Raw genomic sequence first — 12,821 nt, 5'->3', positions numbered from 1 at the left:
TTTATAAAAAATTATACAGAAACTTATGTGGTATAAAGAAATTTTATCAATTTATTGAACGGTAGACTTGAATTTAGAGGGTTAAGCCTCATGTATAGGAACAGTCCTTAACCTGCTGTGTTCTTTGGTGGAACACTGCAATGTGTTTATGAAGTAATGGAGCAATTATGAGCGAAACTGCAACAGCAAATAAAGAAACTCGTGGTTTTCAGTCAGAAGTAAAACAGTTACTTCACCTCATGATTCACTCTTTGTATTCAAACAAAGAGATCTTTTTGCGTGAATTGATTTCAAACGCATCTGATGCGGCTGATAAATTACGTTTTCGGGCACTTTCTAATACCGCTTTATATCAGGGCGATGCTGAACTTGGTGTGAAATTATCTTTTGATGCTGACTCGAATACCATCACCGTTTCCGATAATGGTATTGGTATGACCCGCGAAGATGTCATTGAAAACTTAGGTACGATTGCGAAATCTGGCACTGCTGACTTTTTCGAAAAATTATCAGAAGAACAAAATAAAGATTCGCAACTGATCGGTCAGTTTGGTGTTGGCTTCTATTCAGCATTTATTGTTGCCGATAGTGTGACGGTTCGCACTCGTGCAGCGGATGCTGATGTTGATGAAGGCGTAGAGTGGCACTCAGAGGGTGAAGGTGAATACACCATCGCGACCGTGAGTAAACAATCTCGCGGTACTGACATTATTTTGCACCTTCGTGAAGAAGGTAAAGAATTCCTTTCTGAATGGCGCTTACGCGACGTTATTTCTAAATACTCTGATCACATTAGTATCCCTGTTTATCTACAAACACCTGAAAAAGATGAAGAAGGTAACGATACTGATGAGACTAAATGGGAACAAGTCAACAAAGCACAGGCGTTATGGACGCGTGCAAAATCAGACGTGTCGGAAGAAGAATACCAAGAATTTTATAAACACATCAGCAACGACTTTGCCGATCCACTAACGTGGAGCCACAACAAAGTTGAAGGTAAAAACGATTACACCAGCTTGTTGTACATTCCATCAAAAGCGCCATGGGATATGTTTAACCGTGATCATAAGCATGGGCTGAAACTCTATGTACAACGTGTATTTATCATGGATGATGCCGCGCAGTTTATGCCATCTTACTTGCGCTTTGTGCGTGGTTTGATAGATTCAAATGATCTGCCATTGAATGTCTCTCGTGAACTATTACAAGATAATAAAGTGACACAGTCACTGCGTAGTGCATGTACTAAACGTGTACTAACCATGCTTGAGCGTTTGGCGAAAAATGATGAAGAGAAATATCAAGCGTTTTGGAAAGAATTTGGCTTAGTGATTAAAGAAGGGCCAGCAGAAGATTTCTCAAATAAAGAGAAGATTGCGAATCTACTGCGCTTTGCAACCACTCATACCGACACAGAAGAGCAGACGGTTTCTCTCGCGGATTACGTTTCGCGCATGAAAGAAGGTCAAGATAAGATCTACTACCTTACCGCAGATAGCTATACTGCTGCGAAACACAGCCCGCACTTGGAGCAGTTTAAGTCAAAAGGTATTGAAGTCGTCTTGATGTATGATCGCATCGATGAATTCTTGATGAACTACTTAAATGAGTTTGATGGTAAGCAATTCCAATCCATCACCAAAGCGGGCTTAGATTTAAGTCAGTTTGAAGATGAAGCTGAACAAGAAAAGCGTAAAGAAACACAAGAAGAGTTCAAAAATGTGGTTGAACGCGCGCAAACTTATTTAGGTGATCGCGTCAAAGAAGTGCGTACGACCTTTAAGCTGGCAAATACACCAGCGGTTGTGGTGACTGACGACATGGAAATGGGCACACAAATGGCGAAGTTACTTGAAGCGGCAGGTCAGGCTGCGCCAGAAGTGAAATACATTCTCGAGCTAAACCCAGACCATGCAATGGTGACGCGTATGGCAGATGAACCAGACGAAGAAGCGTTTGGTCGTTGGGTTGAAGTGCTACTTGGCCAAGCTATGCTGGCAGAGCGCGGCGCAATGGAAGACCCATCTCAGTTCTTAACTGCGGTAAACCAGTTGCTCGGTAAATAGTCAGTATTAATGAGTATAAAAAGCTCGCGTTAGCGCGGGCTTTTTTTGCACTATGCAAATATAAGAGTGATTATTTACCGCTTTTGGGTGGTTTTTTCTATGAGATGCCTCATTTTCGCTGGTTTTCTATGATAGAATCACCGCCTAGAAGTTCATGACGAACCCGTGAATTCCCATGCACGGTCAAGAGCGGAGCTCTTTTTATACCGAGTTTTATCGTATAAACGCAGTGAGCTTTGGTATAACACGTTAGTTTATTAAGAGGATCAAACATGCGCATCATTCTTTTAGGTGCTCCAGGTGCCGGTAAAGGTACTCAAGCCCAATTTATCCAAGAGAAATTTGGTGTTCCACAAATTTCAACGGGCGACATGCTACGTGGCGCGATTAAAGCTGGCACTGAATTAGGTAAAAAAGCGAAAGCTGTTATCGATGCAGGTCAACTGGTTTCTGATGACATCATTTTGGGTTTAATTAAAGAGCGTATCGCTCAACCTGATTGTGAAAAAGGTTTCCTGCTTGATGGTTTCCCACGTACGATCCCTCAAGCCGATGGTTTGAAAGAAATGGGCATTAATATCGATTATGTGATCGAATTTGATGTTGCGGACGATGTGATTGTTGAGCGTATGGCAGGACGTCGTGCTCACCTTGCTTCAGGTCGTACTTATCACGCAGTTTACAACCCACCAAAAGTGGCCGGTAAAGATGATGTGACAGGTGAAGATCTTGTGGTACGTGATGATGACAAAGAAGAAACTGTCCGCGCTCGTTTGAATGTATACCATTCACAAACGGCACCATTAATCGAGTATTACAGCAAAGAAGCCGACGCTGGCAATACTCAGTACCTTAAATTTGACGGTACTAAAGCGGTTGCTGATGTGAGTGCTGATATTGAGAAAGCATTAGCTTAATCACTTGCTGTAAATGTGTTAATTTAAAAGCGACCTGATGGTCGCTTTTTTTATCGGTGTATAGTGCGGTAATATATACGTTCACTTGTATTGAACCAGCGTAGAAGGACAATATGGATAACAATAAAAAAGTCGGCGTTTTGCTGGTGAATTTAGGCACGCCTGATGAACCAACAGGACCTGCTGTAAAACGTTTCTTAGGGGAATTTCTTCACGACAAACGCGTCGTTGATTTAAGTCGCTGGCTCTGGTGTCCGTTACTACATGGCATCATTCTACCTATTCGCTCTCCACGTGTTGCTAAGCTTTATCAATCCATTTGGATGGACGAAGGGTCACCTCTTATGGTGTACTCAAAACGTCAACGTTCTAAGCTACAGGAGCGTTTATCCATTCCCGTCGCGCTCGGCATGAACTATGGTCAACCTAGTATGACCCACGGTCTAAAAGAGCTACAAGGACAGGGCGTAGAACGCATTATAGTGTTACCGCTTTATCCGCAATACTCTTCATCGACCAATGCAGCGGTATTTGACCAAGTGGCAAAGAGTTTAAAATCGATGCCAGTGGTACCTGAGCTGACCTTCATTCGCGATTATCATGATCATCCGGCTTATATTAAAGCACTGGCTAATCAAGTCCGCGATGCTTGGAAAACTCAAGGTCAGGGACAATCGTTGCTGTGTTCTTTCCATGGCATTCCTAAGCGCTATGCAGATAATGGTGATGTATACCCATTTCATTGCTTACGGACGACTGAGTTACTTAAAGAAGAGTTGGGATTGGGGTCAGAACAGATCATGATGACGTATCAATCTCGGTTTGGGCGTGAAGAGTGGTTACAGCCTTATACGGATAAGACATTAGAGAAGCTGCCAGCACAAGATCTTAAAAATATTGATGTTTTCTGTCCTGGGTTTTCAAGTGATTGCTTAGAAACCTTAGAAGAAATTCAGGAACAAAATAAAGAAATCTTCATGCATGCGGGTGGACAACACTTCCGGTATATTTCGTGTTTGAATGATAGTGATGCGCATATTGATATGATGTCGGCGATTGTTAGTCCATACTTGCAGCCAGAATAAGTGTTAGCACTACGACCACGATAAAAAAACCTCGCTTTGGCGAGGTTTTTTATTAACGGCTCTAGTAACGAGAAAGAGGTTTATGATGCTGTTGCTTCTTTCATTGCCGGAGCATTGCCACCGCGAGCGATCTTGGTCAGCTTGGGGGCAATGATAAAGGTAAACACAGCAATAGCTGCGGTGGTGTAACCAATCTTGCCAAAGATATCGCTATAAATTGCCAATGAGGCATGCGCATCAGAAATACCTTTAGGTGCAGATGTCAGGCTTGCCACCCAACCCGCGATAACAGCGGCTGTCGCTGATGTTAGGAACCACATTCCCATCGCAAAGCCCATCATGCGTTGTGGAACTAACTGTGCAACCATAGCAAGACCAAGGCCAGAGACAAGTAACTCGCCGATAGATTGGAAGAAGTAGCTTGCGACTAACCAGTTTGAGCTGATGATGCCTTGAGCGTTGGCAAAATGACTCCCCCAAGAAAGCACGAGGAACGACAACGCGCACAGCACCATACCGGTGGCAAACTTATAAGGCATTGACAGACGTTCACCAACTTTACCATACAAAATAGCGAGCACAGGGCTAGCGACCATGATCCAGAAAGGGTTCAAGGCTTGGAATTGTTCAGGCTCTGCGGCAAAACCAAGTATTGAGTGGCTAACATTGTGAATAGCGAAGAAGTTCAATGACGTCGGCATTTGGAAGTACAGAACGAAGAATACAACACCTTGCAGCATAAGAATGAAAGCAACAATCATTTTCTTACGCTCAATACCCGTTAACGCAAATGCTTCTTTAAAGTAGAAGAATAGAATGCTTAAGCCAGCAACGACTAAAATACCATGGGCAAGCATTAAGTGTTGCAATAGGTAAGAGCACACAAGACTCGCGATGACCGAGCCTACAATAACAATCATAAGATTGCGTTTTTTAACCGGGGCTAAGTCAGCAGGAGAGCCGACGGATTTGAGCATTTTTAAGCATGCTAAGAAATTTAACGCCGTGATCAATAGACCAACCGCACTCATACCAAAGGCTAACCCATAGCCTAATTTCTGAGCCACGAGTGGGCTTAAAATCATAGAGATAAGAGAGCCGACGTTAATCGCCATATAGTAAAGTGTGAAGGCACCATCAAGACGAGGATCGTTGTCATCATACACTTTAGCGAGCAAACTTGATGGGTTGGCTTTAAATAAACCATTACCCACCGTAATGAACCCCATCGCGATATAAATTAGTGTGGGACCACCGATATCTTGGCCGGCGGTTGACAGCCCTAATAGAGTATACCCGACCATCATGACAATCGCCCCAAGCGTAACTGCTCGCTTGGTACCGATCACTTTGTCTCCGATCCAGCCGCCTGCTGCAACAAAGCCGTAGATGAGGGCAGAAAAGGCACCAAAAAGAACAAATGAATCAGATTCATTCATTCCCATAATTTTAACCAAATAAACGGTCAGGATGGCTTGCATCCCATAAAAACCAAAGCGTTCCCAAAATTCGATAGAGAAAATGAGGTAGAACGACTTAGGTTGCTTGAACACATTCAAGTCAGACATAAAAATTCCTGTAAATTCCTTTAAAGGGGTGTAATGCACTAAAATTGGGCGTCTCATAAGTGAGATTGTCGCCCGAAAATTGTATGAGAATATTTTAACTATTATTTGTGTTATTTAAAGTTTTTTATTCCATGCATACATATACAGAATAGGCTTTTTACTCGCAATAGGTTTGGTGTTTAGTTTTTTAAACTAAAATACTATTTTTTATGGTAATCATAATGTTATATGGAAAATTAATTTTAAGTGATGAAGTGCAAAATTATTTTGCACAAATAACATTGTTGCTTTTATTTATGTGATGCAGATCTATTTAGGTGCTTTGGCAGCGGCATGATTGAGCATACTGCAACGACATGGTTGCCATATCAAATTATTGATGAAATGTGTTAGGATTTAGAAAAAATTATAATCGTCAGATATAGGTTGGGCTTATGAAATCTTGGTATCTTTTATATTGTAAAAGAGGCGAACAGCCGCGGGCTAAGTTACATCTAGAAAACCAAGGGGTCGAATGTTACTACCCTGAGGTAGTCGTAGAGAAAGTGGTGAGAAATAAGCGTCAGTCTGTAAAAGAGCCGCTTTTTCCTTCTTATGTTTTTATTTGTTTTGACGTAGCGCAGGGGCCCAGTTTTACTACTATTCGATCTACACGAGGTGTGGTTGATTTTGTTCGGTTTGGCGCACAACCGAAATGTATTAATGAACAGTTGATCTCAGATTTAAAATCGCTAGAAGAGCAAGAATTGTTGGTAGTGAGAAAACAGGGGCCTAAAAAAGGCGATCCCATGGAAATCACCGGTGGGCAATTTGCGGGAATTGAAGCGGTATATCAAGAGCCAGATGGTGAGATGCGTTCGATTATGCTCGTAAAAATGATTAATCAAAACGTTGAATTGAGTATCGATAATAAAAATTTACCGTTAACCGAGAAGTGCTAAATCGATCCTATGAATAGTAATAAAAAGGGGCATGGATATGCCCCTTTTTTGGTTTTAAACGTAAACAACCACTTAATAAGCTTCGTTATGTACGTTTTGTACTGCACGACCTGATGGATCAATACAGTTTTTGAAGGATTCATCCCATTCGACTGCTTTAGCACTTGAACATGCTACTGATGGCCCCCCCGGCACACAGCGAGCAGCAGATTCTAGAGGGAATAACTCTTCAAAAATCTCGCGGTACAGGTAGGCTTCTTTTGTCGTCGGTGTGTTGTATGGGAAACGGAAAGCAGCGGCTTCCATTTTTTGATCCGAGACTTTTTCTTCTGCCTGTGACTTTAGAGTATCAATCCAGCCATAACCAACACCATCAGAGAATTGTTCTTTCTGGCGCCAAGCGATAGATGATGGTAGATAGTCTTCAAAGCATTCGCGTAAAATATGTTTTTCTATTTTGCCATTACCACACATTTTATCTTTTGGGTTCAATCTCATCGCGACATCGATAAACTCTTTATCCAAGAAAGGTACACGACCTTCAACGCCCCAAGCCGCTAGGGATTTGTTGGCTCGAGCACAATCAAATAAGTTCAGTGCCAAAAGCTTACGAACGGTTTCTTCATGGAATTCTTGAGCATTGGGCGCTTTGTGAAAATATAGATAACCGCCAAACAGTTCATCAGCACCTTCGCCTGAAAGCACCATTTTAATCCCCATCGCTTTGATTTTACGCCCCATTAGGAACATAGGCGTTGACGCGCGAATGGTAGTGACATCATAGGTTTCAATGTGATAAATCACATCACGGATCGCATCGAGGCCTTCCTGAATTGTATACGTCATTTCATGATGCACAGTACCAATCTGATCCGCGACTTCTCGTGCCGCTTTTAAATCGGGTGCCCCTTCCAAGCCGACGGCAAAAGAGTGCAGCTGTGGCCACCATGCGGTTGATTGTTCGTCGTCTTCAATACGCATCGCGGCAAAACGTTTCGCAACGGCGGAAGTAATCGAAGAATCCAGCCCTCCAGAGAGCAGTACACCGTAAGGCACATCGGTCATGAGCTGGCGTTTTACTGCCGCTTCTAAGGCCTCTTTAAGTTCTGCTTTATCAGATGGGTTATCTTGTACAGCGCTGTATTCAAACCAATCACGTTCATAATAACGTTGTGGCGCACTATCGCCTGAACGATAGAAATGACCAGGAGGAAACTCACTGATAGTTTTGCAGACTGGGGTCAGTGCTTTCATTTCTGATGCGACATAGTAGTTACCCAATTCATCGTGACCTTGATAAAGTGGAATAATACCGATGTGGTCGCGTCCTACTAAAAATTCATCCTTCTCTTCGTCGTAAAGTGCGAAGGCGAAGATGCCGTTCAATTCTTCCATGAGGTCGGCACCTTTATCTTGATAAAGTGCGAGGATGACTTCACAGTCGGACTCTGTTTGAAAGTCGTAAATACCTTCATAGCGAGCACGAATCTCTTTGTGGTTATAAATTTCACCGTTAACGGCAAGGACAAGTTTTCTATCTGGGCTATAAAGAGGCTGTGCTCCGCTGTTCAAGCCGACAATAGCAAGGCGCTCGTGGGCGAGAATAGCGTGATCTGCTGTGTAAATGCCGGACCAGTCTGGGCCACGATGTCGCAGTCTTTTCGACATTTGTAGGGCTAGTGGACGTAGCGCCTCTGCATCACTTTTTATATCCAGAATCCCGAAGATAGAACACATACAACTTTCCTTTTTTGAATACGACTTAATCTTATGTCTTCAATTTGCCACTTTGATTAAAAAAAGCAACCTCTTATTGTGTACAAATTTACAAAAGAGAAGCTTAATTAAATAATTTTTAATTAAATTAGGTAAAAAGTGAATACTTTCTATTGGTTGGTGTTAAATGCAACGGTTTGAGTAATCAAGGGACGAGTTAGATAAATAGGTCGATAATCTTTTATGAGAATAAAGAGGTGCCATATAGACACCTTTTTGGGTGAGAAAGGACTAAGAGTGAGCAGAAAACTCGGTTTTTAACTCTTCACAGACGTGGCGAGCAAACCCAGTTCCTGCTTCATTGTATACATTGTAAGCGGCATGAGCACCGGCTTCGATAAGCTCTGCTTTTTGGTCGTTATATTCGGCAATGGCGGCAATGTGGCCATTAAATTGGTGTTCTTTGAGTAGATCGAGAGCGACGCGATTCGCTTGGTTATGTGGCATGGCTAAGAGCACCAGTTTGACGTGTTCTTTGACCAAAATACGTTCCCAAAAATCAGGGTCAGTTGCATCACCAGTAATGACATTGCGCCCCTCTGATTGATGCAGCTCAGAGGCATCAGGAGTTAACTCTATACCTAAGCAGATATTTCCATAGCGTTCATGAAGTTCATCATAAGCCCCAGAGCCAATACGGCCCATGCCTAAAATCAACACTTGAGCATTGCCGGGATTGATAATGCCATCCTTAGGGTTGAGCTGTTCAATACTTTGTGGTTTTAACCATTGCGAGGTTTTTTGATATAAAGCATGCCCTTGACGACCAAGAGGAGCTGAGACAATAAAAGATAAAGGCACGACTATGGCGATAGTCACCATAATATCATTCGGCAACCAGCCCATTTTAAAGGCTAAACCAGCGACAATCAGTCCGAATTCACTGTAGTTGAATAAACTCAGTGTGGCGAGCAAAGAAGTCCTGACACGCAGATGGTGTTTGTGTAATAACCAAAAGTATAACGCCCCCTTTAGTGGCAGAAGGAGCAGTAAAAGTAGCGCAAGTAATAGTCCGGTTAGGGTGGGGTCGGCCGATAAACCAATATTTAAGAAAAAGCATACTAAAAACATTTCTTTAAGATTAAACAGTGATTTAGCCAGCTCAGAGGTTTTGGAATGGCCAGACAGTAACATGCCAAGAATGATCGCACCGAGATCGGGTTTTAACCCGACGAGTTGGAAAAGGCCGCCGCCCAATACTAACGCTGCAAAAATGCCAAATAAAACCAGCATTTCGCCATGACCCACCCAGTCCATAATCTTATAGAGTACGGGGCGTAAAAACGGAAGCAAGAATAAAAGGACCGCATACCATTCTGGGAGCTTCCCCGTCGATGCAGAAAGGAAAATAACGGCAAAGATGTCTTGCATCACCAAAATGCCAATGGCAATGGTCCCGTAAATGGCATTCATTTCGCCTTTTTCTTGTAAAGACTTAACGGCAAATACGGTACTTGAAAAAGACAAAGCAAAACCAATTAACACTAACTGCCCAAGGCTTAGAACGGCTAAAGAATTGAGCCCTAAAAACTTGAGTGCCAGTAACCCTAGGGTGAACATTAATGTGCATAGAATATTGTGTACTGTAGCACTTACCCAAATTTCTTTAGAAAGCAGTGTTTTAATGTCAAGTTTTAGACCAATCGAAAACAGTAAAAGGGTCACCCCTAAATCGGCGAGTTGATTGATGGTGTGATTAGACTCGTAACCATAAGCATGCAGAGCAAACCCAGTAATTAAAAATCCTACAAGAGGGGGAAGGTGGCATTTTATTACCACCAGTCCGGCGATGAACGCCGCTAAAATAAAGATCAATTCCATAATAGTCAGACTGCTTTTTACGCAGCATTTTTAGAACAATGAATGACTTAGACTATAGGACAAAAATATTGATAAGTATCACTCTTTGGTTGTGCTTGGGCATTAATCTAATAATCTTTGCAGTAAATCACCATTTAGCATTGCCCGTTTGATTAATGCAAAGGCATTCAGCGCGGGGTGCTCATCAATATTGGATGGCACAATCGTAAGTTGTTCACGAAATGCATGTAATGATTGATGATTGATATTGCGTTGTAGTGCAGGGTAGACGATGCGCTCGGCAAGATTAATTTTGCCGGCAATGACAATTTTTTGCGGGTTGAACATGTTCACTGTCATGGCGATGGCTTTCCCTAAATCGTTAGCCGCCTGGGTAAGCGCCATTGTGGCCAGTTCATCGCCGTTAATGGCGTGATAGCAAATAGTTTCAATACTAAGGAGTTCATTGTGTGGTAATGACGATGGATAACCTTGTTCTAAACGTTGTCGAATATGGTGGATAATCGCCGGTTCTGATGCCACTGTTTCTAAGCAGCCAAAATTACCGCATTGGCAGCGGTCACCAAGTGGATTAACTTGGATATGACCGATTTCTCCGACGTTGTGATTATGGCCTAAAAAGACTTGGCCGTTAACAATGATACCCGCACCCACACCATGATGAACGCTGACAACAATCGAGTCATAGCTATCTTTACTCGCCCCAAAATAGTGCTCAGCTAGCGCCATGGCTCGGACATCATTCCCCACAAAACAACTAATGTTAAAGTGTTGTTCAAGCGTTTCGGCGAGTAATAATTTATGGGTGTCGATACTGATGTTAGGCATGTATTCGATCACGCCATTCTCTGGGTTGATTAAACCAGGAAGAACCACGCTAATGGCAATAAGTTGGTCAATCATGACGCTATGACGCTGTTTAAAATCCTCGATGAAGTGTGTTAATCCGTTAACCAGTTCTTCTTGAGTCGTATACGTGAATAACTGACGCTCCAGATGTTTTTCTTGTCCGGCTAAATCATACAAACCTAAATAGATATAATCTCGTCCAACACGAATCGCAATGGAATGAAACGGGGCGACTTCCGTGGTAAGAGAAATCGCCCGTCTGCCGCCCGTTGAGGCTTGTTGAGCGACTTCTTTTATCAAGCCACGCTCAAGCAATTGGCGAGTAATTTTGGTCACACTTGCTGGAGCAAGTTGGCTAATATCGGCAATTTGAATTCTTGATATAGGCCCTTGTTGATCGATTAAACGATACACAACTGCACTGTTTAATTGTTTTACTAAATCTACATTACCGATTTGCCCGCCAGTCATTCTCAATGTTTTCCGTATTGTCCGTTTACTACAGTGGCCATGATATTCAAGTCGCCGTCGAACATAGCAAGATTGGCAATATATCCAGGCGCGATGCGTCCAAATTGATTATCTACGCCAATCGCTTGAGCAGGATATAAGGTCGCCATACGTAGCGCTTCATCTAGAGCGATACCTACATGCTCGACGGTGTTCTTGATTGCGTGATTCATGGTGAGTGCAGAGCCGCCTAAGGTGCCGTTTTCATCTATACACTTACCATCTTTGTAATATACTGTTTTCCCCACAAAAATAAAGGACTCAATATCTGCGCCTGCAGGGGCTGTGGCATCAGTCACTAGTATAAGCTTCTCTTTCTTGAGCTGTTTGGCGATCCGAATATTGGCAAAATCTACATGGAACCCGTCGGCAATGATACCGGCATAAATCTCTGGTGTATCGTAAACCGCGCCTACGGCTCCTGGTTCACGTCCGGTGATTGAAGACATGGCATTAAATAAATGCGTTGCCGCGGTCATACCGGCACTAAACCCTGCTTTTGCTTGGGCGTAAGTACAATTAGTATGACCTAGTGAGACGGTAATACCTGCGTCAGCGAGCTGACGAATATGACTCAAATCGTTCATTTCCGGCGCCATTGTTACCTGTGAAATGACATCTTGATTGTGGCACAGAAAATCGATCATCGATTGATTTGATTGACGAATGAAATCGAGATTGTGAATGCCTTTTTTCTCTGGGTTAAGGTAAGGCCCTTCTAAATGTAATCCTAATATCTGGTTAGGGTGCCCAGACATGTGTTCGCGTGCAATATTCACCGCTTGCTGCATGTTGTCATCTGACGAAGTGATCAGTGTTGGCAGAAAGTTAGTACAGCCAGAAAGAAGGTTCGCCTTATGCATCGTTTCTAGAGTGTCAGAGCTAATATCATCATTAAACATGACGCCGCCACACCCATTTAACTGTAAGTCGATAAACCCAGGAGATATATTCGCGCCTTCTACATCGATAACGGGCATGTCTTTAGGGAGTGCATGACTAGGAATTATGTCACTAATGGTTTGATCATCAATGATAAGGCTATGATTCGTCAAAATGTTTTCGCCAGTAAAAATTGTGCCGTTAACTAACGCATATTTCATTTTTATTCCTTCACTTCTTTATTTGTGTTGATGCAACTAAACCTTAACACTGACTGAGAGTGCAGCATTCATCGTTAAGTAGCCATAAATCCTAAGCTATCTGAGATAATATCAGTCAATATAAGAGTGAATTATTATTTCAGTTTCATATACTATCGCTAATATTTATAATACCGCGAAGT

General features: G+C 42.6%; 9 protein-coding genes. 4 read left to right on the top strand and 5 right to left on the bottom strand.

The window, feature by feature from the left end:
- Positions 1-167 precede the first annotated feature (167 nt).
- The 3 genes from htpG (at position 168) to hemH (ending at position 4,071) form a co-directional block, all read left to right on the top strand.
- Positions 168-2,069, top strand: coding sequence for a molecular chaperone HtpG (htpG, locus tag OCU30_RS08325; RefSeq protein WP_077312266.1), 1,902 nt, complete (start codon positions 168-170; stop codon positions 2,067-2,069).
- 272 nt (positions 2,070-2,341) lie between these two features.
- A complete protein-coding gene (gene adk / locus OCU30_RS08320) occupies positions 2,342-2,986 on the top strand; it encodes an adenylate kinase (RefSeq protein ID WP_077312268.1) in 645 nt (214 codons plus the stop codon).
- Between the two features lie 113 nt (positions 2,987-3,099).
- On the top strand, positions 3,100-4,071 hold the full coding sequence (gene hemH / locus OCU30_RS08315) for a ferrochelatase (protein WP_077312270.1): 972 nt from the start codon (positions 3,100-3,102) through the stop codon (positions 4,069-4,071).
- A gap of 80 nt (positions 4,072-4,151) precedes the next feature.
- Here hemH and dtpA read toward each other — a convergent pair whose 3' ends face one another.
- Complete coding sequence (gene dtpA, locus OCU30_RS08310) at positions 4,152-5,639, bottom strand: dipeptide/tripeptide permease DtpA (RefSeq protein WP_077312272.1); 1,488 nt, start codon at positions 5,637-5,639, stop codon at positions 4,152-4,154.
- Between the two features lie 434 nt (positions 5,640-6,073).
- On the opposite strand from dtpA, the gene rfaH reads away from it, so the two are divergent.
- Positions 6,074-6,580, top strand: coding sequence for a transcription/translation regulatory transformer protein RfaH (gene rfaH, locus OCU30_RS08305; RefSeq protein WP_077312275.1), 507 nt, complete (start codon positions 6,074-6,076; stop codon positions 6,578-6,580).
- Between the two features lie 72 nt (positions 6,581-6,652).
- Here the strand turns inward: rfaH and asnB are convergent, their stop codons facing one another.
- From asnB to nagA, 4 genes are all read right to left on the bottom strand, one after another.
- Positions 6,653-8,317, bottom strand: coding sequence for an asparagine synthase B (gene asnB / locus OCU30_RS08300; protein ID WP_077312277.1), 1,665 nt, complete (start codon positions 8,315-8,317; stop codon positions 6,653-6,655).
- Positions 8,318-8,587: 270 nt separating this feature from the next.
- Positions 8,588-10,177 carry a cation:proton antiporter family protein gene (locus OCU30_RS08295; RefSeq protein WP_077312280.1) on the bottom strand — a complete coding sequence of 530 codons (1,590 nt, stop codon included), beginning with the start codon at positions 10,175-10,177 and terminating at the stop codon, positions 8,588-8,590.
- A 102-nt stretch (positions 10,178-10,279) separates the two neighbouring features.
- Positions 10,280-11,497: an ROK family protein gene (locus OCU30_RS08290; protein WP_077312282.1), complete on the bottom strand. Its 1,218-nt coding sequence runs from the start codon at positions 11,495-11,497 to the stop codon at positions 10,280-10,282.
- 2 nt (positions 11,498-11,499) lie between these two features.
- Positions 11,500-12,639 carry an N-acetylglucosamine-6-phosphate deacetylase gene (nagA, locus tag OCU30_RS08285; protein WP_077312284.1) on the bottom strand — a complete coding sequence of 380 codons (1,140 nt, stop codon included), beginning with the start codon at positions 12,637-12,639 and terminating at the stop codon, positions 11,500-11,502.
- Between the last annotated feature and the right edge of the window lie 182 nt (positions 12,640-12,821).

Source organism: Vibrio palustris, from assembly GCF_024346995.1.
Classification (GTDB): domain Bacteria; phylum Pseudomonadota; class Gammaproteobacteria; order Enterobacterales; family Vibrionaceae; genus Vibrio; species Vibrio palustris.
This window is presented reverse-complemented; position numbering and strand designations above follow the sequence as displayed.

Coding starts and splice junctions, on each gene's coding strand:
- htpG (WP_077312266.1), top strand. CDS start 168: ATGAGCGAAACTGCAACAGCAAATAAAGAAACTCGTGGTTTTCAGTCA.
- adk (WP_077312268.1), top strand. CDS start 2,342: ATGCGCATCATTCTTTTAGGTGCTCCAGGTGCCGGTAAAGGTACTCAA.
- hemH (WP_077312270.1), top strand. CDS start 3,100: ATGGATAACAATAAAAAAGTCGGCGTTTTGCTGGTGAATTTAGGCACG.
- dtpA (WP_077312272.1), bottom strand. CDS start 5,639: ATGTCTGACTTGAATGTGTTCAAGCAACCTAAGTCGTTCTACCTCATT.
- rfaH (WP_077312275.1), top strand. CDS start 6,074: ATGAAATCTTGGTATCTTTTATATTGTAAAAGAGGCGAACAGCCGCGG.
- asnB (WP_077312277.1), bottom strand. CDS start 8,317: ATGTGTTCTATCTTCGGGATTCTGGATATAAAAAGTGATGCAGAGGCG.
- OCU30_RS08295 (WP_077312280.1), bottom strand. CDS start 10,177: ATGGAATTGATCTTTATTTTAGCGGCGTTCATCGCCGGACTGGTGGTA.
- OCU30_RS08290 (WP_077312282.1), bottom strand. CDS start 11,497: ATGACTGGCGGGCAAATCGGTAATGTAGATTTAGTAAAACAATTAAAC.
- nagA (WP_077312284.1), bottom strand. CDS start 12,639: ATGAAATATGCGTTAGTTAACGGCACAATTTTTACTGGCGAAAACATT.